The organism is Marinobacter sp. (genome assembly GCF_041595835.1).
Taxonomy (GTDB): Bacteria; Pseudomonadota; Gammaproteobacteria; order Pseudomonadales; family Oleiphilaceae; genus Marinobacter.
Map to the genome: position 1 here is coordinate 38,629 of NZ_JBFHJO010000006.1, position 26,150 is coordinate 64,778.

A 26,150-nucleotide genomic window follows, 5' to 3' on the forward strand; every position below is an offset into this window, starting at 1 on the left:
CCAGACTCAGGTCAGGCCCACATCCACAGGATCACGGGAACCGCTACAACAGCTACAACAACAGACAAAGGCAACCCAAGCCGCCAGTAATCACCAAAACGATAACCTCCTGGCTCCATCACCAGAGCATTAGATTGATGACCAATAGGCGTAATAAATGCACAAGACGTCCCCACGGCTACCCCCATCAAAGCAGCATCAGACGACAGATCTAATTGGTACGAAAGACCTAACGCAATCGGCGCCACCAGAACCGCTGCAGCTGCGTTGTTCACCACATTAGACAACAGCATCGAACCTACCAGAATAATCGCCAGAGCAACCCAGCCGGCCTGCCCTTCTGCCACGCTCAGTATTTGCTCAGCAATCAGGTCGGCCCCGCCGGTCGTATCCAACGCCTGGCCTACGGGAATCATCGCTGCAAGCAAAACAATCACCGACCAGTCAATCGCTTTATAGGCTTCCGAAGCATCAAGCAGCTTCACCAACACCATGGCCACAGCACAGCCAACCAAGGCCACAGGTGGCGCCAGCACGCCAGAAAGGATCAGACCAATGGCCCCCATGAACAAACTTCCCGCCAGCCACAGGCTTTTCTGCCGTCCCAGGGTTAATTCCCGTTCTGCCAAAGGCAGGCATCCCAGCGTTTGCAGAGTTGCCATCAGTGCGCTCTCGTAGGCCTGAACAAGGAGAATGTCCCCGGACTGGAAGCGGGTGTCTGACAAGCGCTGTTTCAACCGGTGTCCCTGACGAGCAATCGCCACTATATTCAACCCATACCGTTCGCGCAGATTAAAGCGGTTAGTCGTTCGGCCTATCAACGGGGAGGATGGCGTAATCACAGCTTCAGTCAGGCGGACATCGCCCGTGACAATTTCTTCTTCTTTATCTTCCCGGGATCGACCTGCTTTGCCCGGCAGCTGCGACTCACCAGGCTCATCATCGTCTTCGACCACGTTCGCCAATGTCAGGCCGGTGTTATCCACAAACTCCTGAAGGCTCTCAGTGTCGGCTTGTACCAACAGCACATCCCCTGCCCGCAACACCTGATATGGCGACGGTGCTGACGAGCTTTTGTCATCACGGATCAGGGCAAGCACCACAATACTTTTATCCTCTTCGCCGGAGGTCAGAAGGTCATGAAGAGTGCTGCCGGCATAATCGGAGCCTTCCGGCAGCTGGAGCTCCGTCACATAATCACCTACATTGAACAACTTTTCATCGCCGGCCGGGTCCTCACGCTTTGGTGTGAAGCGCCAGCCCACCAGGCCAATAAACGCAATTCCGGCCACCGTGATCGCCAGACCGGTTGGCGCGAAATCCACCAACCCGAAGGTCCCTGCTTCCCGGTAGCTGGCAATAATGATGTTCGGCGGTGTGCCAATCAATGTGATGGTCCCACCCAAGAGCGAACCGAATGCCAGAGGCATAAGCAGGAGCGAAGGAGAACGACCAGACTTCCGGGACATCCAGATAGCAACAGGCATTAACAGCGCCAACGCACCCACGTTATTTATAAAAGCAGAACACAAGGCAACCACACCCGTCAGCGTGATCACCTGAAGCACAGCATTCCGCCCGACCCTTCCTAACAGCTTGGCGATGGCATCCACAAAACCACTATTGACCAGCCCCTGGCTGATCACCAAAACAGCAGCTACAGTAATAACCGCAGGATGACCAAAACCGGCAAAAAGGTCTTCCGTTGGCACCAGGCCAGCAACCGCTATCGCCAGCAGCGCCAGCATAGCAACCACATCAAAGCGCAACCGGTTCCACACAAACAGGGCAAGGGTCACCCCAAGCACCGCAAATACCGTGCCTTGCTCAATATTCAAGGGCGACCTCCTTTTCTTAAATACTCACCAGAATACAGCAAAGCCAGGTCAAAGTTGGGCAAGAACTCGGCCCCGGCGCAGACAGGAAGCCGAAAAACGTCAGCCATTTATACAACTTCCGGCCATACAAAAAAGATGCTATTCGCAACCTTCTGTATAGCTGTCTTTATATGGTTTCTGGCACACAATCTGCCTGAACGAAAAGATAATCATGACTGCAGAATGCAGTCTCAGCGGGTCACACAGGACAGTGACCGGAGTCTTTGAAGTACCGGTTAATCACCCTAATCCTGAACGGCTGGCAGTCCTATTTCCAAGGCACCCCTCCAGTGGAGAACTGCCATGATGGAAAAGCGACCGCTTGTTTGGTTGTCAGCGGCAAACACTAACACCGGTGTACAAAAAGAACTGGAGAAAAACTGGAGCCTAACCAGTTTCAGTTTTGATCAATCGGTCCCTCTGTTAACCGCGGTCCCTGACAGGGCCAGGGTTGGCGTTCTGGAGTTCCCGGAACAAGCAGGGGCAAATATGCACTGGCTTGAAGGCTGGCTTGAAGCACTCGGGCTTACCTACTGGGTTGCTATATCCCCCCGGCGCCCTGCAAGCGGCGCTCACCCGGCTAATCTGATTGCTCGCTATTGCTCAGACTTCCATACACAACCGGTAGATTACACACGCCTTAATACTGTACTTGGGCACCTATGGGGAATGGCGTCAATTTTGGACACGACCAACAGCCCTGCCCAACACGATTATGGGGACCTGGCCCTTCAAGGACGCTCCCAGGCCATACGTCACACGCTCAGCCTGCTCCGACGATTTTCAGCCACACTAGAGCCGGTATTAATCAATGGTGAAAGTAGCACAGGCAAAGATGCTGCCGCCCGGTTTGTTCACGCCAACTCTATCCGTGCTACCGGCCCACTGATTTTCATTAACTGCGCAGCCTTGCCTGCCACCCTTACTCAAAGCGAGTTGTTCGGTTATGAAAAAGGAGCCTTCACCAGCGCGCTCTGTTCGCACCAAGGCCGCCTTGAACAAGCGAATGGCGGATCACTGGTTTTTTCCGGTATTAACGAGCTACACCTGGAACAACAGTCTGCACTCCTGCGTTTTCTCCAGGAAGGCGAGATTGAACGTGTCGGTGGCAACACCCGGATTCGGGTTGATGGCCGAATCATCACGACCACAACCCAGCCCTTACCTGAACTGGTTTCACTCGGGCTATTCCGACGCGACGTCTACTTCCGGCTTGGTAGCCTTGAAGTGACACTTCCGCCCTTAAAAAACAGACGAGAGGACATAGCCCAACTCGCTCATTCTCTCCTTGAAACAACCTTCCCGGATGCCGAACGGAAACGCCTGAGCAAAGGAGCTGTTCAGAGTCTGGTGAACCACTCCTGGCCTGGCAATCTTCAGGAATTACAGAACCGTTTGCGGCGGGGGGCGTTGCTCAGCGATCGTTCAGTTATAGAGGCCAGTGATCTTGGGTTGCGCCCGCCCGCCCCAGACACGGACCAGCCATCCAACCTCAGCCTCAAAGCCTTTCGTGACGAAGCCGATCAACAGGCTTTGATGTGCAGCCTCCGGCTGGCAAACAACAACCTCTCAGAGGCTGCCAGGCTCCTGAAGATATCCCGGGCATCACTATACCGACTCCTCGACAAGTACAACCCTCACCCACCAACTGGCCACTCCTTCAAACAAAAGCCTGACCCTACGGGAGATTCAATATGAGTATTCAGACTCGCCTGCTACTGACTATCAGCGTATGCCTGAGCCCGGTCATCGCTTTAGCGCAACCGGAACAGACGGAGCTCCGAACAGGCTCTAATCACGCAGAACAAGAGAGTGAACAAGCCTCAGAGATCGCGTCAATCACCTCTGACCGGGGCATTGTCACCCAACCAGGCCGGTTCACTATTGAGCCCTCACTTTCCCATGCACATAGCAACGCTACGCAGGTTGCGGTAGAAGGCTATACGGTGATTCCTGCACTGCTGGTCGGCCTGATTAATATCTCAGAAATTCAGCGCGATATTTTTGTTGGCGCAGTTTCACTCAAATATGGCTTTACCAGCCGTTTTGAGGCAGCCGTGCGGGTGCCATATTTGAGCATCCAGGAGGATCTGAGGGAGCGAGAGGCATTTGAAGGCACACCTGTCGATACGTTGCGGGAATCTTCGGGAGATGGCTTGGGTGATGTTGAACTTTCCGTTCGCTATCAACTGAACGATGGTCTTGAAGGCTGGCCGTATATCATTAGCTCATTTCGGGTAAAAGCACCAACCGGAGACAGCCCATACGACGTTGATCAGCAGGTTATTAATGATAGCCAAGGCAATCCCATAGGTATTGAACTGGCAGAACGGCCAACAGGTTCCGGCTTCTGGTCTTTTGAGCCGGGCCTATCATTTATCTACCCGTCAGACCCTGCAGTGCTCTATGGCAACCTGAGCTACGTTTATACCCTGAAGGATGAAAAAGGCTATCAGAACGGGAATACGGTCAACCCAGGAGACGTAGTCCGATTTGGCTTCGGCATGGGGTTCGCCTTCAACGAGCGCACATCCTTCAGCCTGGGTTATGATCATTCGGTGATCCGAAAAACGACGTATGAACGCAACATCGACCTGTTTTCAGCTAACTTCGACAGCATTCAGATAGGCTCATTATCTTTCGGGCTGTCTCAACGACTGACCTCCAGTACCAGCCTCAGCCTGACCGTCAGCATTGGAGTCACCGAAAATGCGCCTAATAGTGAGATCACGCTGAAGCTGCCAATAAGCCTCTAGGCAAAAGGGCGGATACTTACAGGAGTCAGTGTCCGAGCATCTGCAGCATCGGCTCACGCAGATTGTCCGGTAGCCGGTAACCAGACCCCAGGTTGTTCAGCTCGATATTAAGTTGCCGTACATTCCGGATAACAGAACCATTCAGATCATTCTGAATCAGCGTCATCCACCCGCCGGTTCCGGAGGTTGCGGATATGAGCGCCTGCCCATCCTGCCCGGAATGGATCAAGCTTAGCACCGCATCCACCTCGTATGGCACCGAGGCCCCGCTCACGACCTGATTCAGGTTGGGGATGTTCAGCCGATTAATCGCCAGGGTCTCACCATTCAAGGAGATCACCTGCTCCAGCCCAATCGAAATTTCCAAATTATTTAAAACAAAGCCACCTCTTTGCGCGGCAAGCTCATTGTCACTCAACGTTGGGGTCATAAAAGCACGTTCGGCCACGGCGGGAAATGTCACGCTGATCAATACAGGAGCCAGACTCCTGATAACAATTCGTTGTATGCTACCCATTGCATTACCACTCCCTCATTTGTGGCCAATGCGGCAAAGTATGGCCAAGTGGCGGGCCTTCCTGACCTTTAAACAAAGGCGCCCGAACGATCTGCGGCCAACCTCCATCGGCAAGGAAGGTCCGGCGCCCCTGCTCAAGGTGGCTGCGGATAACAAAGGCGGCGCCATTCCAGTAACGCTCAAACGCTACCCTGGAATAAACCTTTAGCCCGCGAGCTGGGTCGCCAACATAAACTTCATCGTCACTGATCCCTTTGATCACAACAAAGTGTCGAAACCCATTTAGATTCAAAAGAACAATCACCGGTAAGCTAACCTTCTTCCGTAAGCCTGATAACGGCATACGAAAGCCATCAGCCTGATAACCTTCAGATTCCAGAAACCGTTTCATGTCCAGCATGGAAAAACCTTCCATGCGCACCTTCTCCGGATCAGCCAAAGAAAACATTCCAGAGAACACCTTTTGTTCCGTGACTTCATGATCGTAATGATAAGAAAGCAGGGAGGCGATCGCCGCAGAGCCGCAACTGAAGTCGTACTGCTGTTGTATGACAGAACTGAAGCGCTGCTCTTTGAAGCTTTGTACGTCCACCTGAAGCCCGCTGCTTAATCCCGGCAGGATGACAGTTCCGGCATAAGCGGTGGACCAGAGCAACACAGCACCCGCGACACATAAAACACGCATCTGCTTAACCATGGCCCACCTCCTGTCAGCGATTGATAAGAATGTTCACCTGGGTACTATCCTGAATCACCACCTGGTTCCCCGTATTCTGAATGACCGTGGCGATACCACTCATATTCTCAAACGCATGATCGGATATCAGGTTATCTCCGGTAAACGAAGTGCCCGATAGCTTGTTGCCCGTTACCACCGCATTTTGCTGGTTATCATTGAGTTGCCACTGAAGAGGAATTCCCTGTCGCCCGCTGGCGCTCTCAAGCTGCCCGGCACTCATCGGCTGCAAACCCAACCACTCTTCAGCTGCAACACCTCCAACTAAAAATCCAAAAACAACAAACAGACATGCAGCTTTCAATGTTCCTCTGATGATGTTTGTCATGACTCGCCTCCCGGCGGGAATCGAGCCACACGAATGAGTGTGGCTCGCCTTGCTCAGTTGGAGCCGCCGCCTGCGGTCAGGTTGGACATAACACTCACGTTGGCTTGCGTCACACTTCCGACGCCTGCGTTCTGGGCGAAGGCACCTACACCCGTGAAGTTGGCAGAGCCTCCGGAGATCTCATTAGAGGCACGGGCTTCTGTGTAGGATCCATCCGCATTAACGGAACCATAGGTCACGTTAGTTCCACTCACGCTGCCATTAAGTTCAGCCTCATTCATAAACACTTCGAGCGAGAGATTCAGCTCAGTAACGCTGTTGTTCGAGCTGTCACTGTTGTCGCTGCTGTCACTGTTCGCTGTGTTATATGAGCCATTCGTGCTGTTATCCGAGTTGTCAGAATTATCCGAGTTATCTGAATTGTCTGAATTATCGGAGGCATCCGAGTTGTCCGAGTTGTCGTTACCGCTGTCAGCAATCTTGAACGAGTCGTTCACGCTGGTGCTGTTATCCGAGCTGTCAGAATTATCGGAGTTGTCTGAGTTGTCTGAGTTGTCCGAATTATCCGACATATCGTTACCGGTGTCGGAAATCTTAAACGCATCGCTCACACTGGTGCTGCTATCGGAGTTGTCAGAGTTATCAGAATTATTCGAACTATCCGAATTATCTGAGTTATCAGACATGTTGTTACCACTGTCCGCAATCTTGAACGCATCGTTCAGATCAGCGCTGTTGTCAGAGTTATCCGAGTTATTCGAATTATCGGTATTCGTGGAACTGTCATTTCCAGAGTTTGTTGCGGCGTTAGACGTATTATCCGCGTTGGTGTTTGGGCTTCCATCACCTCCCTGGTCATCCTCAGCCAGTGCTGCTCCTGAGATTCCCAGAGCCAGGGCCACAGCAATCGCTAGCATGCTTTTTTTAGTATTCATGACATCAATTCCTTTGAGGTTGTTGGCTTGTCAGGGATCCCGACCCAACTCATTCGCTGCAAAAGCCATCAGGGCTAAGATCCACACCTCAGGAAGGGAGCGATTCTCGTGCCAGCCTTATAAAAAAAACCACAGGCAACTGATTATTAGCGATTTTTATCAACAATAACGAAGGGGCTAAAAAACAAGGGCGAGGCAAATCTGTTTCAGAAATGGAACACTATTTTTAACAAAATTGTGGCATTAAGGGCTTTCCCTCTGTGCTTCAGGGACATAAGCCACAAACCTGGTGTAAAAGCTCAATACTGCAGCAACACTTCCAGAGCAGGCACAAAAAAGCCCCGCCATCAGGCGGGGCTTTTTCCCCCGGGCTAGCCCGGGAGTGACAAACCAGACCGTTCGATTAGAACTGGTTCATGGTGTTGTCGGCACCACCGGCTTTCAGCGCAGCATCACCTGCGAAGAACTCCTTGTGGTCGTCGCCGATGTTAGAACCAGCCATATCCTGGTGCTTAACAGTAGCGATGCCCTGACGGATTTCTTCACGCTGTACACCTTTAACGTAGGCCAGCATACCTTCGTCACCGAAGTAGCCTTTAGCCAGGTTGTCAGTAGACAGAGCTGCAGTGTGGTAAGTCGGCAGAGTGATCAGGTGGTGGAACACACCAGCTTCACGAGATGCGTCGCGCTGGAAGTTAGCAGTCCACTCGTCAGCCAGCTTGCCAAGTTCAGTGTTATCGTACTCAGCGCTCATCAGGTTAGCACGGTCGTATGCAGATACGTCCTTACCTTCAGCCTTCATTGCGTCGAATACTTGCTGACGGAAGTTCAGAGTCCAGTTGAAGGACGGGCTGTTGTTGTAAACCAGCTTCGCGTCAGGCACAACTTCCTTGATACGGTTAACCATGGAAGCAATCTGGCCAACGTGAGGCTTCTCGGTTTCGATCCACAGCAGGTCAGCGCCGTTCTGCAAAGAGGTGATGCAATCCAGAACAACACGGTCTTCACCGGAGCCCGGCTTGAAGCAGAACAGACCAGAAGGCAGACGCTTCGGCTTCAGGAGCTTGCCGTTGGATTTAACCACAACATCGCCATTTTCGATCTGGTCAGCGCTTTCAATGTACTCGCCATCCAGGAATGAGTTGTACTTGTCACCCAGGTCGCCCGGCTCATTGGTTACAGCGATCTGCTTGGTCAGGCCAGCACCCAGAGAGTCGGTACGAGCAACGATAACACCATCGTCCACGCCCAGTTCCAGGAATGCCAGACGTACAGCATTGATCTTGGCCAGGAAGTCGGCGTGAGGAACAGTTACTTTACCGTCCTGGTGACCACACTGCTTCTCGTCAGAAACCTGGTTTTCGATCTGGATGCAGCACGCACCCGCTTCGATCATCTGCTTGGCCAGCAGGTAAGTTGCTTCAGCGTTACCGAAACCGGCGTCGATGTCAGCAATGATCGGAACAACGTGAGTTTCGTGGTTGTCGATCTGCTTGATCAGTTCAGCAGCCTTGGCGCTGTCACCAGCTTTCTCAGCGGCTTCCAGGTCACGGAACATGTGGTTCAGTTCCCATGCATCCGCTTGACGCAGGAAGGTGTACAGTTCTTCGATCAGACCAGAAACAACAGTCTTCTCGTGCATGGACTGGTCAGGCAGAGGACCGAACTCAGAACGCAGAGCAGCAACCATCCAGCCAGACAGGTACAGGTAACGACGCTTAGTGCTACCGAAGTGCTTCTTGATAGAGATCAGCTTCTGCTGACCGATAAAACCGTGCCAGCAACCCAGAGACTGAGTGTACTTGGAGCTATCAGCATCGTAAGCAGCCATGTCTTCACGCATGATCTTGGCAGTGTACTTAGCGATATCCAGACCAGTCTTGAATTTGTTCTGGGCGCGCATGCGAGCAGCGTGCTTAGGGTTGATGGCACTCCAGGTCGGGTTCTGCTTCACGATGGAAGCGATTTGATCGACGTCTTGCATGTAGGGCATGATCTCTATCCTTTCTACGTTTGTGTTCAAAAGGTGCGGAGGCTGCTGCCAAGCAGTATCCGAGGCCAACCTCAGGCTCAGAAAACAGGCCTTGGCTGACGTTGGACGACACTTTAATGCTTTCGAATTTATAATTGAAATTTATATTATGTATTTTCGGCATTCATCCAATGAATACCAATAAACATCAATGCATTGCCTGCGCCTATTTAACCGACTTCACCATTTCAAGCTCGCTCCAAAGTGCTATGATTCAATCACTTGATCACTCTAACGGGTGCTATAGCCCTAATTCAGAGGTTACCAGTGTTCTACATTCGGGCTTTTAGCCTCTCCCTGCTTCATGCCCTGAAAAATCTTCTGCCCATTATCGCGGTCGTGATTTTTTTCCAGCTGGCGATTCTTCAGCAGGTACCGGATAACACCCTGAGCATGACCTTCGGCCTTCTGATTGTCGCGGTCGGTGTCGCGCTGTTTCTTCAGGGGCTTGAGCTCAGCATTTTCCCTGTTGGCAAAAGCCTCTCCAATCAGTTTGCCCGCAAAGGCTCTGTTCCCATCCTGCTTTCCTTCGGCTTTGCCATGGGATTCTCCGCCGCCATCGCGGAACCCGCCCTGATCGCGGTTGCCGAACAGGCTCAGCTCATCAGTGAGGGAAGAGTTAATGCACTCACTTTAAGGCTTCTGGTTGCCATCTCGGTGGGGGTTGTCATCGCTTTAGGGGTGTTCCGAACCATCTTTGGTTACCCCCTGCACTGGTTCATGATCATAGGTTATGCCGCCGTAGTTACGGTTACCTGGTTTGCTCCCCCGGAGATTGTCGGGCTTGCTTACGACTCTGGCGGCGTGACAACCAACATCGTGACAGTTCCGCTGATTGCAGCCTTAGGTATCGGCCTTGCGGCGTCTATTCGCGGCCGAAACCCACTGACTGACGGTTTTGGTCTGGTTGCACTGGCAGTGATGGTACCCATGATAACCGTCCAGCTTTACGGAGCTATTGTATACAGCGGAGCTGCAACAGAAGGCGCGACTGCAGTGATTCAGCAAGCTAAAGCGCAGCCCCTTTCAGGCCCGTTAAAAATGCTACTGGATCTGGCCAGCATGATCCGCGACGTTTTACCCATCATCATCACCATTTTGTTTTTCCAATACATCGTGCTGCGTCGCGGACTATCTAATCCGCCAAAAATTCTGTTCGGTTTCCTTTTGGTTATTCTCGGGCTATATGCGTTCGTTGTCGGCCTTAAACTAGGGCTATTCCCTATTGGCACCAGCATGGCAGAACAACTCATAGAGCTGGAGCAATTCGGTTTCATTTATCTATTCGCCTTTATGATCGGCTTTGCAACCACCATGGCAGAACCTGCGCTGCTTGCCGTAGGCAAGCAAGCCGAAGAAGCGGCTGCAGGGCGCATCAATGGCAATGCAATCCGTTTGCTTGTTGCTTTTGGGGTCGGCATCGGCATTAGCATCGGTGTACACCGGATCATCGTTGGTGACTCGATACACCACTACATCATCGGCGGCTATACCCTGGTTATTCTTCTGACCGTCATGGCTCCCAAATACATTGTGGCTCTGGCCTATGATCTCGGCGGGGTCACGACATCAGAGGTCACCGTACCTCTGGTCACGGCGCTGGGCATCGGGCTGGCGTCCAACATAGACGGCCGGAGCGTTCTTATCGATGGCTTCGGATTGATTGCTTTCGCTTCCATATTCCCCATTATCACTGTGATGCTATACGCCATTCTCATGCAATGGCTGGCGGACCGTAGAGAGGTGCACCCATGAAGTTTTCCGCGCTTGTCGCTATTGTTCCAGAAGAACAAGAACAGGAATGTATAGATGCTGCCAGAGAACTAGGTGCTGGCGGCATCACGCTGGTGTCTGGCCGGGGTATCAGTAATACGTCGAAAAAAACATTCTTCGGGCTCACTTATGATGGTAGCCAAAGCGTATTGTTGATGGTTCTTGAAAAAGGGCTGTCTCTGGACATACTGAAGGCACTGCAAAAAGTGATTATGCCTGACCCTAAATGTTCCCAGGGGCTGATTTTCACAGTCCCACTGGAACACCTGGCCGGCATTGACATAGCTCAGGTCGAGAAATTCGAACAACACATGAAAGATTCACTCTGATCGGAGATAGCCCATGAAGTTGGTCAAAGATGTGATGGTATCCAACATCATCAACATTTCACCGTTCGCTACCCTGCGCGAAGCTCTGTCACTGATGAAGCGTCACAACGTGAAATCTCTGGTTGTAGACCGGCAGAATGAGAATGACGCATGGGGCCTGATCACCTACACCAACGTGCTTAAATCCGTTGTTGCAGATAGTGGTGATATTGATCTGCTGAACGTTTATGACGTGTGCGCCAAACCGGTAATCAGCGTGGGCGAGGATCTGGCACTCAAACACGCCGCCAGCCTGATGATAGAGTATCGGGTCAAACGCCTGCTGGTACTTTCGAACAACGAACTCCGCGGGTTTGTGGTGATGGACGACATTATGGACGCCCTGCTGGACACCATCGATTAATTCCACCAGCCAGGTCCCTTGCGAGTCAGCTCTGGCACATCACCAGTAGCTGATCGCCTTCCTGCAAGTCCAAATATTGTTTGCGTGGAGGGTTCATCTCCAAATGCCGGCCGCGCTCGTTTGCCACTTTCCGGCGTACACCCAACGCAATCTCACCGTTTGCCGCGACAATTTTCTCCAGCAACTGAAAATCTGCACTGGCCGGCAAGGGGTAGTCTTGCGGATCACGAAACTGAATCTCTGCGCCGCCTGCCGTAAACAGTTCATCCAATACCACTCTTAGCTCCCGGCGCAGGGCTACCTGGGCCAGCACATGACTGAGAATCATCGGGCTGATCAATATTTCACTCTGATGACCATACATCAGGTGACGGTTATCCGGGTCGCTCAGCTCCAGAGTAACCTGAGGTCGTACTGAAGCTTCCGCCAGGATATCTTCCAGTTGCAGATAGCCCACCATGGCTCGGGCATCAGCTTCCTCGTCTGACCCTATGCGATCACTGCTCAATAACATAACAGTCTGGTAAGAGGACGGATTCAGCTTTCTGAGCTCCTCTTCATCCATATAATCAGCCTCAAGCAAACGGCCGTTTATTTTTTCTAAATCAACACCGTAACGGGACATTTCCCGATGACACTCATCCAATGGCGTGGCAGACGCGATATCCAGTTCAAACTGTCGCCCAGGGTAGCTCCCAAACTCAGAAGCCAGGCTTGGTACTCGTCGGTTCCATCCCAGTACCAGTACCCGATGCTTGCCGGAAGTTACGTGATGTGCCGCTGGCATTGCCATTCGGTTTATCGGAGCCAAAGGTACCGTTTTCGGGTCTACCCCTGTGTGCTCGTAATCTCTCGCCAACAGCACGACACGATCGTCGCGTTGAATAACGGTGTCAGATGGCGCCAACAGATTCACTCTCCAGCCGCCCGCTTCAACCGGGTGCAGGAGCCCCAACACAATCGCGTGAGGCCGCTGTGTGGCCAGCTCTCTTACCGTCAGACCTTCAGCAGTTTCACCACCTCGGACAAAAATTTCATTGCCCTCGGCTGCGGCTGTCAGCAATTCGTTATAAACCTCGGATAGATTCGGGTGAAGAACGTTCTGAACCATCAAGCGACTGATCGTGGCATCACCGGCAACCACTTCAACAGCTCCGGGGTATGCCCGCTCGATCACAGGCAGCTTGCGCATATCCTGGATCTCTGCGACCACAAATGGCAGCGGTGCATTGAAGTGACGAGCCTGAGCGGCAATGGAAAGAAGCGCCTTAACGGTCTCAACATCCGAGGTTACCAGGCTGTCCGCATTATGCCCCTGGCTAGGCACAATCACCGCTGCAGCATCCAGGCAAGCCACGCGGTGCAGGGCATCCGGCTGAATGGCCGAGCCACTTCGCAAAATAACCTCTCGGGCGCGGCGGCCCACACCCGGTTCGCTTCGCAACTCATATAACTGCTCTGCACCCGCCTCTTCCGCCAGTAAAACGAGCCGAAGCCTTTGAGTATCATGCTTTTCAAGAAAACGCCGCATCCGGCCTGACGAGCCAAACAGCTCAGCCACCAGAGGAGGCGTTTGAGCCGTCCAGCCCAGAACCACCATATGGTTTTTCAAGGTGACAGGTGTGAGCCCTCGTTCCAGATCTGACATTTTTGCGATCAACCAGCGGGTCAGAATCGCCACCAGCGTACCCATGAACACCACATAACCAAGGATGGTCAAAAGAGTTGAGACGATACGTTGCCATGTGCCCACATCATCGCCCAGGTAACCCGGGTCCGTCAGGCGTAAGAATGCCCACCAAATAGCCGCAGCAGGATCATCAAAATCGCCGCCCTGGGGTACGACCAGCAAGCCTCCCACTAATGAAATCAGCCCAATAAAAAGGCCGACAACCAATAATTGGAAGCCGGCACCTTTTACAAGTTGGCGTTCTACTATGAATTTAACTCGATCGACAATCCGAAATGGAAGCATGACAGCCCTCTTTTGAAGGCAGTTTAACTCAGATTCTCACGAGTGCCAGAAGATGCTGCCTCCAGAGCCGCAGCCAACGTGGGGTAGAAACTGCTGACACCGGGCTCCGGCTTCACTCCGGCGCGTGCCAGAGTCCGCAAAGGCTGAAACTGAAGGTCAGCAATAAGAATTTCGGTCCTGGACTCGCGGCAACTGGCGATCAATTTGTTGAGTGCCGACAACCCACCGGCATCCAGTACAGTCACACCATCCATATACAGCACAATACCGCGAGCCTGTTGAGATAATGCCGCCATCTCCCCAAACACCCGGTCGGCTGCCGCAAAGAACAACGGGCCATTGATTTTAAACACCTGCCAGCCTTCAGGCAGACCTGCCTGCGCCACCCGCTTATTACCGGAAATATCCGTGACTTTTGTCATCTGTGCCATTTCCCGCATAAACAGCACGGCCGCCAGCAACACCCCGGTGGTGATAGCAATAACCATATCCAGCGCAACCGTCAGGCTGAAGCATGCCAGAAACACCAACACATCCGCCCGGGGAGCGGTCTTCAGAAGATGAACAGCCTTAGGAGCTTCACTCATATTCCAGGCTACCATAATCAGTAAAGCCGCCATTGCTGGCATGGGCAGATACGCAAGAACCCCTGCCAGTGACACCAGCGCCAGCAACACCACCAAAGCATGGATCATGGCCGATACGGGCGATTCAGCCCCGGCCCGGTAGTTGGCAGCAGAACGGGCAATAGCTGCGGTCGCAGTAATACCACCAAAGAACGGCACAACGATGTTACCAATGCCCTGCCCCATCAGCTCACTATTGGCGCTATGGCGCTTGCCGGTCATGCCATCCAATACTACGGCACACAACAAGGACTCAATTGCGCCAAGCATGGCGATGGCGAACGCTGCAGGCAACAATTCCTGAACCATACTCCAGGACAAACCAACCGGCTGACCCTCCGCGTTCAGTTGTTGCCAGGGCCAGGAAAATTCCGGCAGGAACGGAGGAATGCCGGCTCCCGTGCTGCCGTCCGGCAACAGGTAGCTGAAGCGGGAACCAATGGTTTCAACGGCCGCGCCGTTCGAATTAAACCAAAATGCTAACAGGCTGCCGATGACCACCGCTGGAAGGTGCGGAGGAACAGGAGTCTTCAACTTAGGCCAGAGCAACATAACTGCCAGGGTAGCCCCGGCTACCAGCGTGCTCATACTGTCCATTGCAGGCATTTGCTGAGCCAGCACCGCCAGTTTGTCCCAGTAATGCTCAGGCATACTCTCAACCGACAGCCCAAAGAAGTCTTTCACTTGCAAAGTGGCAATCACCACCGCAATGCCGCCGGTAAATCCAAGGGTGACTGACTCGGGTATATATTCAATAAACCGGCCCAGCCGCATCAGAGCCATCATGACCAGCAACACGCCAGACATCAGCGTGGCCAGCAACAACCCACCCAAACCATAGCTTTGGGCAATAGGATAAAGAATGACAACAAAAGCCGCCGTGGGACCGGAAATACTGAACCGGCTGCCGCCAAACAAAGCGATAATGAAGCCGGCAATGAAGGCTGTATACAGACCATACTGGGGCGCCACACCACTGGCAATCGCCAGCGCCATAGCAAGAGGAATCGCAATAATGCCGACGGTAACGCCGGCCATCAAATCCTTCAGAAACCGGCCACGAGTGTATCGCTCATCAATACAGGCTTCACGGACTGCGTGGGCAAATCTCAAAGAAAACAGATGAGCACGGTGTGACATGAACCAACTCCCGGTTGCGAAGACATCTTCACAATTATATGCTCATTAAAATTACATTCAATGTTAACCTGATTAACATAATAAGAGCGTTTTGAACCATGACAAAAGAGAATCGCACAGCCCGCCTCACCCTTTTAATCGACCCGGATAAAAAAGCCGCGTTTGAGGAACTCTGTAAACAGGAAGATGTCACGCCCTCACAGAAAGTCCGGCAATTCATCCGCGAGTATGTGGAACAAAAACTAGGGGAAAACTGGCGTGAAAAACGCGCTGAAAACCTCGATTAAACAGGCAGCACCATGCCCACGATGAAATACTCTCTGGCAACGATCACCTTTGCCCTGCTCGCTACATCAGGCTGTTCGCTGATCCAGCCGCAGCCTGATTTTAGTGCCACCAAACCTGAAACGCTCTACGATAGCGTAGTGATAGACGCCAACAGTCGCCAGCCTGTTTCTATTACAGCGACAGCTAATGCCTTATCGAAGGCCGATGTCGTAGTTGTCGGAGAATATCACGGTCATCAGGCCTCCCATCTTCTGCAAACCCGTTTGCTCCAGCACCTGTTCAACCTCAACCCACGTCAGATCCTTACCATGGAGCAATTCAACCTGGACCACCAGAGTGCTCTGGATGACTACCTTGAGGGCGCCACCGGTGAGACGGAGATGATGGAAGACGCCGATGCCTGGGATAATTACCGCGGATCTTACCGACCGCTGATTGAATTTGCGCGCCGCCATAAGCTCCCGGTTATCGCAGCCAACGCCCCAGCGGATGTCGTACGCTGTATCGGCCGTGCAGGCCCCGACTACCTCAAAAGGTTGCCCGATGATCAGCGCGAACAACTCCCCGAACAGCCGTTTATGGACACCCCGGCCTACCGGGGAAAATTCATTGAAGCAATAACCGGCAGCCACGGCACCAGCGATTCGGCCATCTCTGAACAGATGAACAATATCTACAAAGCTCAGCTCATTCGCGACAACACCATGGCTACGCGTATTTTGAGGGCCAGGGAATTGTACCCTGACCACCAGGTCCTGCACCTCACCGGAACCTTTCACAGCGAAGAGAAACTCGGTACCGTTGCCCTGCTGAAAAAGCGCGCACCAGAGCTTTCCATTGTTGTTTTAAGCCCGGTACTCTGGTCAGCCGAAGAATCTTCAGCAGCACTGGAAGACAAACTGAATAAAGGCGATTACCTTTACCTGATCCAGCCATTGCCTCAGGAATTTCGTGACAGTGACAGGCAAAAGAAAGCCATGAAAGAGCGTTTCAGCAAGCGCTCAGATGCCCACTGCACTGCTGAACAATGAGCAATACCGAAAAAAGGAACTGAAGTATGAAAGTCATCGTTGCCCTCATCCTTGGCCTGAGTGTCATTTTCTCAGCCTCATTATTGCGGGACGGACTGACCGGCCTGAAAACAGGAGATCGTTATGTCACAGTTAAAGGCGTGGCAGAGCGGGAAGTAGAAGCAGATCTGGCTTTATGGCCCATTCGCTTTGTTGCCACAGGCAAGACTCTTGAACAAGCCCAGGAAAGAGCCCGTGGCAGCCGCGAAGCCATCATGGCATTCCTGAAGCTTCAAGCCATCGAGAGCAGTTCGGTAGAACTCCAGCGGCTGGATGTTACCGACACTCGCGCCAACCCCTACCAGGTCGAAGGCGAGCAAAAGTTCATCATCAACCAAACGCTGATGGTTCGCAGCACACAAATTGAACGTATTCGCCAGGCCGCCCAGAACGTCAGCGAGCTGGTAGACTCGGGTGTGCTTTTGTCCTCTGATTACGGCCCCGGCGGCCCGACTTATTTATTCAGTGGCCTGAACGACATCAAACCGGACATGATTGCCGAGGCCACCGAAGCGGCCAGAACCGCCGCCTCACAGTTTGCCCGAGATGCCAACGCCAGCCTTGGCGGCCTGCGCAGGGCTAACCAAGGTGTCTTTCAGATTCTGGCCCGGGACCAGGCCCCCGGCATCTCCGAACAGCAACAACCCGTGAAAACCGTGCGCGTCGTTTCAACCTTTGATTACTACCTGGATTAACCCGTCACTGGGTTTGCACCATTTCATCGGTCACCTGATAATCCCCAGCCAGCCAGCGCATGATTTCACTGGCTGCGGGATGATCATAGGCGTCATAAGTGTGGGCCAGCGCTTCCCGGCGCTCCTCACTGAGCCTCCATAACCCGGCGTCCTGAAGGCTCAGTATATCCCTCCGAATCTGGCTCGCCAGTTCGTCACCGAGAAGTTCTCTGGCCGCATGCTCAAAAGCCTGTCCGTATTGGTAGTCTGGCCCCAACCGGTAAGATTCCGCCAAGGTGAGCGCAGGAATCGCTGTCAGCACAGGCTGCAACGCCGGGTTGATAGCATGGCCGGCCAGGTATGCGGCGTTCGCGGCAGGTCGCCCGGTAAATCCACGCAAATGCAGGTGTCGGGACATTCGGTCACCATCATTCACCGGATAGTTATCCCACAGCACCGGCTTGCGCCCCAAACGATCCCCCACCCGCTTCAGGTGGCCGGGGGATATTTCCCGGGAGCACACTTCCTCACCGGTCCAGAAAACCCGGACATCGTTATCAAGCTCAGCACCCAGCGTTTCAAGATAATCCGCCGGACGCTCACCAAACACTCGATCCAGCACCGGGTCATCCGAATAATAGGTAGGGCACATGCTGAAGGTGGTTGCACCACTATGAGCTTTAACCCAGCGCAGAATCTCAGCCTGAGTGCCTGCCAGTGACGTTGTTTCCGGGCGCATATCATCAAACAGAATAGCCAGTTCCTGAACGCCTATCCGGTCCAGCACTTTCAGCTTGCTGGCCAGGGCTTCACGAGCCGCGTCATTAAAGTGATTAAAGATTTCAAACGGACTCAAGCCAACCCCGAAACGGACGCCCTGGTGTTGGCACAAGCGGGCAAATTCCACCAATTCATTAAGTTCTTCCGCCGGGTGAGACTCCTGCCAGCGCCGGCGTAAATAGGGATCAGCCTTGGGGGCGTACAGGTAAAAACCATAGCCGTGCATCGCCAGAGTCTTCAACAGCCTGCGGCGCTCAGCCCAACTCCACATCGGGCCGTAAAAACCCTCAATCACACCGAGTTCAACTGCCATACATTGTTTGCTCCCTGACTCTGGCTTTCCTACATCATATACTCAAGTACGTGCCTGGTCAGGGCCTCTGATCATCAACCGACTGCCAGCACCTCGAAACGAAATCGTATACCTGGTCCAAAGCCATCCCGGCTATGATGGGCAAACATTAGCGCCGGAACCAACTCATCTTATGCAAGCCCAGCAAAACCGCCTGACCGCTCTGGACGCACTGCGTGGAATCGCTGCATTAGGCGTGGTTCTGTTCCACTATCTGCCCTACTACCACAAGTTGTACGGGCACGACTTCAGCGTCCCCTCTTTTCTGGATTTCGGGCGTTACGGCGTTCATCTGTTTTTCATGCTCAGTGGCTTTGTCATCTTCATGACGCTGGAACGAACCCGGACGGCCCGCTGGTTTGCTTTGGCTCGGGCATTCCGTTTACTCCCTGCTTTATGGGCTGCTATAGCCCTGACCTTTCTTTCGGTTCATTGGCTGGGTCCGGCGGACCGCGCAGTAGGCCCCGGCTCGGCCCTTCTGAACATGACGCTCCTGCACGAATATCTGGACCACCCGCATGTAGACGGTGCCTACTGGAGCTTAGTGATTGAAGCCACCTTCTATGTGTGGATCGCACTATTGTTTTACGGATTAAACAGCTGGCAAAGGCTCCGCCCGGTATTCTGGCTGTGGACAGCGATCAGCTACATAGGCGTTCTGTGGTGGAAATCCATACCAGACACTTTAGATTTTCTGGTGAAAGACCTTCTGTTTGTTCGGTATGCACCGCTTTTCATCAGTGGCATGTTGATCTTTCGCTGGTATAAGTACAGCAAGCCACCTGCAGCCGACATTACGTTACTGGCCCTGACCATCGGCCACTGTTTGATCGCCTATAAAGCTCCTTACAACCTGTTCGTTTTAAGCTGCTATGGCCTTTTTATCCTGGCATCTGCGGGCTATCTGAACATTCTATCCAGGCCCGGCATACTCTGGCTTGGCAGTATCTCCTACACGCTGTACCTGTTACACCAGAACATTGGCTATGGCATGATCCGTCTTTCTTACCAGATCGGATTGCCCGGACCAGCGGGCGTTGCAATCGCGCTGATCACTGCACTCGGCCTTGCCTCAGCCGTACATTACGGAGTGGAGAAACCCGCTCTGAGCGCTTTCCGCCGATGGCGAGTGCTCCGGGTTGATTCTACGCAGTGAACAATATTAACTAGACTGAAACCACAAAAGATCACTTTGCAACTCTGACTGGAGCACAACACTATGGAAATCAAAACCTTTGAGGACCTGATCGACTGGACCAAACAACTTCATGCTCACCTTGCCCGTTGCCTTCACGAGTCTGCGGACAGGCACAAAAACGAACGTGCAAGCGCACTGCTAGACTACATCAGCAGCCACGAAGCTCTGTTAGAAAAGGCTGTAGCAGAATACGAAAGACAAGCTGACCCGAAGGCCCTGCAAACGAGGCTATACGACTACGGAGTACACAAGCCTCTCAAGAAAAATCCTTCCTGCAACACAGACTATGCCAACATGACGTTTGACGATATTGCCCGCGATATTTTCGATTTTCATGACCAGGTTATGGAGCTCTACGACACTTTGATTGGCAAAGCCGAAATTTCTAGCGTCAAAAGTCTGCTGGAAAGTCTGAAATCACTGGAAAAACACGAGGCCATGCTCATGGCCAGCCAGATAGGACGAATGAACGACCTGTGACCCGGGCTCTTTTCGACCCGGCCACCTAGCCATAGGTCGTAATTCAGCCACTTTTTACCACCCGGCGATAACGAAAGGTGTCTTTCTGAACTAAACTAACCTCCAACTCGGATTCATAAAATGGCCGATACATAACCCAAGTAACAAATACAACAACTACAGGTTGGAAGCGCAATGAAGATCCGTTCTGTTTTATCCGCTACGATCTTGGCGGTGGCAACGTTATTCTTTGCCTCGCAGGCACTCGCTCAAGAAAAATTCACCCTGAAACTCGCCGAGACCTGGGGCCCGAATTTTCCCATCTTTGGTGACACCACCAAGCGCTTTGCTGAAACCGTTGAAAAAATGTCCGATGGCCGCCTGACCATTCGTATCGATTCGGCCAATAAGCACAAAGCTCCACTGGGCGTGTTTGATATGGTCAAGGCTGGCCAGTACGACATGGGGCATTCTGCTTCCTACTATTGGAAAGGCAAAGTTCCCGAAACCCTGTTCTTCACCAGCATGCCCTTTGGCATGAACGCCATTGAACAGTACGCCTGGTTTTACCATGGCGGTGGCATGGAACTGATGCAGGAAGTGTATAGCCCCCACAACATGCTGTCGTTTCCTGGCGGTAACACCGGCATTCAGATGGGCGGATGGTTCCGCAAAGAAATCAAATCCCTGGACGACCTCAAAGGTCTCAAAATGCGCATCCCGGGCTTTGCTGGCGAAGTCTTTGCCCAGGTGGGGGTCAACCCTACCAACATCGCTCCGGGTGAGCTTTACACAGCACTTGAGCGCAATACCATTGATGCGGTTGAGTGGGTAGGGCCGGCCCTGGATCTGCGCTTAGGCTTCCAGCAGATTGCCGACTACTACTATACTGGCTGGCATGAGCCCGCAACTGAATTGCAGTTCCTGGTCAACAAGCGTGTATGGGAAAAACTACCGGCAGACCTAAAGGAAATCATGCGAGTAGCCATGCGCACCGCATCCTATGACATGCTGGTACATTCTCAGCATGCCAACGCAGAAGCCTGGGCAAACATCAAAAAAGATTTCCCCAACGTACAAATCAAACAGTTCCCGGCCGATATCTTTCAGGCCATGTACGATGCCAACAAAAAACTGTTGAAAGAAACGGCTGAAGCCAGCCCCATGGCCAAGAAAATCATCGACTCGCAACTGAGTTATCAGGAACAAAGCCGCGCTTATACCAATATTTCTGAGCGTGCATACCTCAACACCATGGGCGAAGTTCAGTAAACTCTGGGTCGTAATGAATCAGAGCCGGGATCGCTCTTTACGGGGATTCCGGCTTTTTCTTTTCAACAGCCCACAAAACATCCGCTTAGCGGAGGAAGAGGTGCAATGCGCTGGATAATCAGACTGGATGAGGGCCTGGCCTGGCTCTCAAAACTTTGCGGCTGGGTCGCCTGCGTGGCCATGATCCTGATGGCTGCCAACGTGTTCTATGACGTCGTCACCCGATATGTGTTCAGCGATGTTTCGATTGGCATGCAGGAGATGGAGTGGCACCTTTACTCTGTGGTCTTCCTGATGGGCATTCCTTACGCTCTTCGCACCGACGGTCACGTTCGCGTCGATGTTTTCTACACCAATTGGCAACAGAAAAACAAAGCCTGGATTAACCTGATTGGCGCACTGGTATTTGTGATCCCTTTCGCCTACCTGATTGGTATCTATGGCTACAGCTTCGCCGTTAGCGCCTATGAAATGGGCGAAGGCAGTGGTGACCCGGGCGGACTGCCCAACCGCTGGATCATCAAGTCAGTGATTCCCGTCAGCGCCTTTTTTATCGGTACCGCCGGATTAAACATGGTCACCTACGCCATCCGCGTGCTGGCTGGCGAAAAAGAATACGAAAGTGAAAACAGCGCCGGAGGTCTCGCATGATCGGCATGGTTATGTTCCTGGTTGCCCTGTTCATGCTGATGCTGGGCTTCCCGGTGGCGTTCACCTTTGGAGGTGTAGCACTGTTCTTCGGCATCTTCGCCGAAGGCATGGACTTGTTTGCATTCATGCCCTACCGGGTCATGAGCGTCATGCAGAATACCGTACTGATGGCGGTTCCCCTGTTCATTTTCATGGGTGTGATACTTCAGCGAACCAAGCTGGCTGAACAGTTATTAACGTCTATGGGGCGGTTATTTGGTGGTTTGCCAGGTGGTTTGGCCATTTCCACGATTCTGGTAGGTGCTCTGCTGGCAGCTTCAACCGGTGTCGTGGGCGCGAGCGTCGTGGCCATGGGGCTGATCTCCCTGCCGGTCATGCTTGCCCACAACTACGATAAACGGCTGGCCACAGGCACTATCTGTGCATCCGGCACTCTTGGCCAGATCGTACCGCCATCTATCATCCTTATTATTCTGGGTGATGTTCTGGGCCTTCCCGTTGGTGATCTTTTCAAAGCCGCCGTCGGGCCCGGCATGGTTCTGATTGGTCTTTATGTCGTTTACATTCTGGTTCTGACTCGCCTGAAACCTCAAACCGCTCCGCCTATGCCGACAGATCCCAGCATCAGCCGCGGCAAGGAAATCCGTAACGCCCTGCTAGCGATCATCCCGCCTTTGGCACTGATTGTGGTGGTTCTGGGGTCCATTTTTACAGGCATTGCTACCCCCACCGAGTCATCGGCCCTGGGGGGAGTAGGCGCTGTGGTTCTGGCTATTATCTACGGTCAGTTCAGCTTCAGGATGGTCTGGGATGCCTCCAAAGATACGGTCAAGGTCACTGCCATGGTCTTTGCCATCCTGATCGGCGCGACAGCCTTCTCCATGGTATTCAGCTATACCGGCGGGGACTATCTGCTTGAAGAGTGGTTAATGATGCTCCCGGGCGAACAGTGGGGGTTCATCATTCTGGCCATGCTGGTAATACTCGTATTAGGTTTCTTCATCGACTTCGTAGAAATCTCCTTCATCATTGTGCCGATTCTGGCGCCAGTGGCTGAAGCTATGGGCATCAACATGCTCTGGTTTGCCATACTGATTGCCATGAACTTACAGACCAGTTTCCTGACCCCCCCCTTCGGATTCTCTCTGTTCTACCTTAAAGGTGTTGCCCCTTCGAGTGTTCGAACAACCGATATTTATAAAGGTATTGTGCCTTTTATTCTGATTCAGATTCTGGTCCTGGCGATGATCATCATCTTCCCGGAATGGTTCGGAATGAGCTCAACCTACTAATGCTGACGTTTTCTCCTGGCAGGGTCGGTTATGTCCGACCCTGCACACTTCTCCAGCCTCTTCCTTTACTGAACCTGACAAAATCCGATCATTTTCTATACTGAATGAGATACGCGATTCTCAGTCTGGCTTTCGGGACCGCCTGGAAAAGAACACCAAAAGGAGAACCCACTGTGACACGGAGTACTGCCCAAAAGACACAATATCCGGAGAAGGCTGGCAAAGCGCACATACTGAGCCTTCCTACTGAGAATTCCCGCAACGACAGAGAACCCCACAGCTACGAGCGCTGGCTGATCAGCAAACTGATGCGCATGGTCGGATCACCACCGGTCCGTTTCAAACTGTGGAATGGAGACCTGATCGAGCCAGATCACCAGGTTGCCAGCTATACACTAACGCTGGCAGACCCGAAAGCCCTTTATACTCTGGTCGCCAATCCCAACCTTGCCTTTGGAGATCTATACAGTGCCGGCCGGCTAAAACTGGAGGGTGACCTGACCGAATTCATGGAAACCCTATACCGGTCTGTTCACACTGCCCGGCAGCAATGGCCAAAGTGGCTGGCGACACTCTGGAAAACCCCCAACCCCCGATCCTCAGGTATTCCTGAAGCGAAAGAGAATATCCATCACCACTACGATCTGGGCAATGACTTCTATCGGCTCTGGCTGGACCAGGCAGAAATGCAGTACACCTGTGCCTATTACGAAGATGCCGACAAGACGCTGGAGCAGGCCCAGCAAGCCAAACTTGAGCATGTCTGTCGAAAACTCCGGCTGAAACCAGGAATGACCGTGGTTGAAGCCGGCTGCGGCTGGGGCGGCCTGGCCCGTTATATGGCGCGCAATTATGGGGTGACAGTTCACGCCTACAACATTTCCCGGGAACAACTCGACTATGCCAGGGCTGAAGCCCGCCGCCAGGGACTTAACAAGCAGATCACCTACGTAGAAGATGACTACCGCAATATTCAGGGTCAATACGATGCCTTTGTCTCAATTGGCATGCTCGAGCACGTGGGCAAAGAGAACTACTCAGCACTTTCAGATCTGATCAAACGCAGTCTGAAGCCTCACGGCCTTGGTCTGTTACACAGCATAGGGCGCAACCGGCCTATGCTGATGAACACCTGGATCGAAAAGCGGATCTTCCCTGGTGCATACCCTCCCAGCATTGGCGAATTCATGCATATCTTCGAGCACAATGATTTGTCTGTACTGGATGTGGAAAACCTGCGACTGCATTACGCCCAGACTCTGACCCACTGGATGGAAAACTTCCTCAAGCGTCAGTCTGAAGTCTCCCGAATGTATGACGAACACTTCACCCGCGCCTGGCGGTTCTATCTGGCGGGATCTGCAGCTGCCTTCAGGGCAGGCTCACTACAGCTTTTCCAGGTGGTCTTCAGTCACGGCGACAATAACCAGTTACCCCAGAGCCGACAGGATTTATACACTTTCCCGGCAACATTGGAGGGATTGTGATGGACTATTACGATGCCATCATCGTTGGGGCTGGTCCCGCGGGCTCTACTCTGGCACGAGCACTGGAGGGCTCCGGTAAGAAGGTGCTGATTATCGACAAAGCCAGATTTCCCCGAGACAAAACCTGTGCTGGCTGGGTGACCCCCGCAGTTCTGGAAAGCCTGAACATTGATATCGGTGATTACAGCTGCGGCCGAACCCTTCAACCCATTCGCCGCTTCCGGATCGGCATGATGGGGCAAAGCCCGGTAGAAAATGATCACCGTAACATCGTCAGCTACGGCCTGAGGCGCTGCGAATTCGATGCCTACCTGCTCGATCGCGTAACGTCTGCCAAACAGCTTGGTGCGCCGGTCAAATCCATTATCCGGGAAAACGGCAACTGGATGATCAATGATCGATGGCAAGCACCCTTGTTAATCGGTGCCGGCGGGCACTTCTGCCCGGTAGCCCGGTTAATCGGAGCCCGCCCCGGCAAACATGAGACCATCGTCGCGGCCAAAGAAGTGGAATTCAAGATGACGCCAGACCAGGCAAAAACCTGCGCTGCCCTGGGCGACACCCCTGAACTCTGGTTCTGCCGCGACCTCAAAGGTTATGCGTGGGTATTCCGCAAAGGCAACTTCCTGAACATCGGTCTGGGGCGTGAAGATAACCATCTTCTGACGGAGCACCTGGAAACATTTGTCAGCGAGATGACAAAGACCGGCCGTATTCCCTCAGATTTACCCCATCGATTTAAAGGTCATGCATATCTGCTTTATAACCACGCTGACAGGTCACTGGTAGACGACGGCGTCCTGCTGATCGGCGACGCCGCGGGGCTCGCCTACACCCAGAGTGGAGAGGGCATAAGACCGGCGATTGAATCCGCTCTATTGGCAGCACGGGTCATTCTTAACGCCCCGGATTACTCTGCCCTTTCACTCCAGAGTTATGGTGAGCAGATTACTGAAAGATTTGGTCGCCGCCCTACCGGGCAGGAGCACGGGTTCGAGTTGCCGGAATGGCTGAAGCAACCCATTGCCAGCACTCTGATGCGTTCGCACTGGTTTACCCGAAAAGTGGTCATCGAGAAGTGGTTCTTGCACCAACAGGTGCCACCACTGGATGTTGCGGTTTAACAAACGCAGAGGCCGGGCATTGCCCGGCCTCTGAAACCCCTTCACAGCAGCCATTCCGTTAATACGGCTGCTGTGA

Annotated in this window: 24 protein-coding genes; 15 read left to right on the plus strand and 9 right to left on the minus strand. The window is 52.9% G+C overall.

What is annotated here, in order from left to right:
* Window positions 1–11 precede the first annotated feature (11 nt).
* Window positions 12–1,838 (minus strand): SLC13 family permease, encoded by a 1,827-nt coding sequence (locus ABYA77_RS04155; RefSeq protein ID WP_372964681.1) that lies wholly within the window; start codon window positions 1,836–1,838, stop codon window positions 12–14.
* A 342-nt stretch (window positions 1,839–2,180) separates the two neighbouring features.
* Between ABYA77_RS04155 and ABYA77_RS04160 the strand changes: the two genes are divergently transcribed.
* Window positions 2,181–3,575, plus strand: a complete 1,395-nt coding sequence (locus ABYA77_RS04160; RefSeq protein WP_372964682.1) for a sigma 54-interacting transcriptional regulator — start codon at window positions 2,181–2,183, stop codon at window positions 3,573–3,575.
* The gene (locus tag ABYA77_RS04165) at window positions 3,572–4,633 is read left to right on the plus strand and encodes a transporter (protein ID WP_372964683.1); all 1,062 of its coding nucleotides are present in this window, start codon (window positions 3,572–3,574) and stop codon (window positions 4,631–4,633) included. Before ABYA77_RS04160 ends, ABYA77_RS04165 begins: the two co-directional genes overlap by 4 nt.
* A gap of 25 nt (window positions 4,634–4,658) precedes the next feature.
* On the opposite strand, the gene ABYA77_RS04170 is transcribed toward ABYA77_RS04165, so the two are convergent.
* The 5 genes from ABYA77_RS04170 to ABYA77_RS04190 form a co-directional block, all read right to left on the minus strand.
* Window positions 4,659–5,150, minus strand: a complete 492-nt coding sequence (locus ABYA77_RS04170) for a hypothetical protein (protein ID WP_372964684.1) — start codon at window positions 5,148–5,150, stop codon at window positions 4,659–4,661.
* A gap of 4 nt (window positions 5,151–5,154) precedes the next feature.
* Entirely contained in the window at window positions 5,155–5,847 is a 693-nt protein-coding gene (locus tag ABYA77_RS04175; RefSeq protein WP_372964685.1) for a C39 family peptidase, read from the minus strand.
* Window positions 5,848–5,860: 13 nt separating this feature from the next.
* Entirely contained in the window at window positions 5,861–6,214 is a 354-nt protein-coding gene (locus ABYA77_RS04180) for a hypothetical protein (RefSeq protein ID WP_372964686.1), read from the minus strand.
* 53 nt (window positions 6,215–6,267) lie between these two features.
* Window positions 6,268–7,149: a dentin sialophosphoprotein gene (locus tag ABYA77_RS04185; RefSeq protein ID WP_372964687.1), complete on the minus strand. Its 882-nt coding sequence runs from the start codon at window positions 7,147–7,149 to the stop codon at window positions 6,268–6,270.
* A gap of 403 nt (window positions 7,150–7,552) precedes the next feature.
* On the minus strand, window positions 7,553–9,142 hold the full coding sequence (locus ABYA77_RS04190) for an isocitrate lyase (RefSeq protein WP_372964688.1): 1,590 nt from the start codon (window positions 9,140–9,142) through the stop codon (window positions 7,553–7,555).
* Between the two features lie 306 nt (window positions 9,143–9,448).
* On the opposite strand from ABYA77_RS04190, the gene ABYA77_RS04195 reads away from it, so the two are divergent.
* The 3 genes from ABYA77_RS04195 to ABYA77_RS04205 are packed head-to-tail and all read left to right on the plus strand — an operon-like array spanning window position 9,449 to window position 11,686.
* A complete protein-coding gene (locus tag ABYA77_RS04195; protein WP_372964689.1) occupies window positions 9,449–10,936 on the plus strand; it encodes a DUF1538 domain-containing protein in 1,488 nt (495 codons plus the stop codon).
* Entirely contained in the window at window positions 10,933–11,283 is a 351-nt protein-coding gene (locus ABYA77_RS04200; protein ID WP_372964690.1) for a P-II family nitrogen regulator, read from the plus strand. Before ABYA77_RS04195 ends, ABYA77_RS04200 begins: the two co-directional genes overlap by 4 nt.
* A 13-nt stretch (window positions 11,284–11,296) precedes the next feature.
* Window positions 11,297–11,686 (plus strand): CBS domain-containing protein, encoded by a 390-nt coding sequence (locus ABYA77_RS04205; RefSeq protein ID WP_372964691.1) that lies wholly within the window; start codon window positions 11,297–11,299, stop codon window positions 11,684–11,686.
* A gap of 25 nt (window positions 11,687–11,711) precedes the next feature.
* Here the strand turns inward: ABYA77_RS04205 and ABYA77_RS04210 are convergent, their stop codons facing one another.
* Window positions 11,712–13,661: a CASTOR/POLLUX-related putative ion channel gene (locus ABYA77_RS04210; protein ID WP_372964692.1), complete on the minus strand. Its 1,950-nt coding sequence runs from the start codon at window positions 13,659–13,661 to the stop codon at window positions 11,712–11,714.
* Window positions 13,662–13,684: 23 nt separating this feature from the next.
* Entirely contained in the window at window positions 13,685–15,427 is a 1,743-nt protein-coding gene (gene dauA, locus ABYA77_RS04215; protein WP_372964693.1) for a C4-dicarboxylic acid transporter DauA, read from the minus strand.
* 98 nt (window positions 15,428–15,525) lie between these two features.
* Between dauA and ABYA77_RS04220 the strand changes: the two genes are divergently transcribed.
* Genes ABYA77_RS04220 through ABYA77_RS04230 form a run of 3 tightly spaced genes read left to right on the plus strand, consistent with a single transcriptional unit; the run spans window position 15,526 to window position 17,480 of the window.
* The gene (locus ABYA77_RS04220) at window positions 15,526–15,714 is read left to right on the plus strand and encodes a CopG family transcriptional regulator (RefSeq protein WP_372964694.1); all 189 of its coding nucleotides are present in this window, start codon (window positions 15,526–15,528) and stop codon (window positions 15,712–15,714) included.
* Window positions 15,715–15,726: 12 nt separating this feature from the next.
* Window positions 15,727–16,746, plus strand: coding sequence for a ChaN family lipoprotein (locus ABYA77_RS04225; protein WP_372964695.1), 1,020 nt, complete (start codon window positions 15,727–15,729; stop codon window positions 16,744–16,746).
* Window positions 16,747–16,772: 26 nt separating this feature from the next.
* Window positions 16,773–17,480 (plus strand): SIMPL domain-containing protein, encoded by a 708-nt coding sequence (locus tag ABYA77_RS04230; RefSeq protein ID WP_372964696.1) that lies wholly within the window; start codon window positions 16,773–16,775, stop codon window positions 17,478–17,480.
* A 4-nt stretch (window positions 17,481–17,484) separates the two neighbouring features.
* On the opposite strand, the gene ABYA77_RS04235 is transcribed toward ABYA77_RS04230, so the two are convergent.
* Window positions 17,485–18,552, minus strand: a complete 1,068-nt coding sequence (locus ABYA77_RS04235) for a beta-N-acetylglucosaminidase domain-containing protein (RefSeq protein ID WP_372964697.1) — start codon at window positions 18,550–18,552, stop codon at window positions 17,485–17,487.
* 172 nt (window positions 18,553–18,724) lie between these two features.
* Between ABYA77_RS04235 and ABYA77_RS04240 the strand changes: the two genes are divergently transcribed.
* From ABYA77_RS04240 to ABYA77_RS04270, 7 genes are all read left to right on the plus strand, one after another.
* On the plus strand, window positions 18,725–19,747 hold the full coding sequence (locus tag ABYA77_RS04240) for an acyltransferase family protein (protein WP_372964698.1): 1,023 nt from the start codon (window positions 18,725–18,727) through the stop codon (window positions 19,745–19,747).
* Window positions 19,748–19,810: 63 nt separating this feature from the next.
* Window positions 19,811–20,269: an ATPase gene (locus ABYA77_RS04245; RefSeq protein ID WP_372964699.1), complete on the plus strand. Its 459-nt coding sequence runs from the start codon at window positions 19,811–19,813 to the stop codon at window positions 20,267–20,269.
* A 174-nt stretch (window positions 20,270–20,443) separates the two neighbouring features.
* The gene (locus ABYA77_RS04250) at window positions 20,444–21,520 is read left to right on the plus strand and encodes a TRAP transporter substrate-binding protein (protein WP_372964700.1); all 1,077 of its coding nucleotides are present in this window, start codon (window positions 20,444–20,446) and stop codon (window positions 21,518–21,520) included.
* Window positions 21,521–21,625: 105 nt separating this feature from the next.
* Complete coding sequence (locus tag ABYA77_RS04255; RefSeq protein ID WP_372964701.1) at window positions 21,626–22,171, plus strand: TRAP transporter small permease subunit; 546 nt, start codon at window positions 21,626–21,628, stop codon at window positions 22,169–22,171.
* Window positions 22,168–23,463, plus strand: coding sequence for a TRAP transporter large permease subunit (locus tag ABYA77_RS04260; protein WP_372964702.1), 1,296 nt, complete (start codon window positions 22,168–22,170; stop codon window positions 23,461–23,463). The genes ABYA77_RS04255 and ABYA77_RS04260 overlap by 4 nt, the downstream gene beginning before the upstream one ends.
* 173 nt (window positions 23,464–23,636) lie before the next feature.
* Window positions 23,637–24,950 (plus strand): class I SAM-dependent methyltransferase, encoded by a 1,314-nt coding sequence (locus ABYA77_RS04265; RefSeq protein ID WP_372964703.1) that lies wholly within the window; start codon window positions 23,637–23,639, stop codon window positions 24,948–24,950.
* Window positions 24,950–26,074, plus strand: coding sequence for an NAD(P)/FAD-dependent oxidoreductase (locus tag ABYA77_RS04270; RefSeq protein ID WP_372964704.1), 1,125 nt, complete (start codon window positions 24,950–24,952; stop codon window positions 26,072–26,074). Before ABYA77_RS04265 ends, ABYA77_RS04270 begins: the two co-directional genes overlap by 1 nt.
* Window positions 26,075–26,150 lie beyond the last annotated feature (76 nt).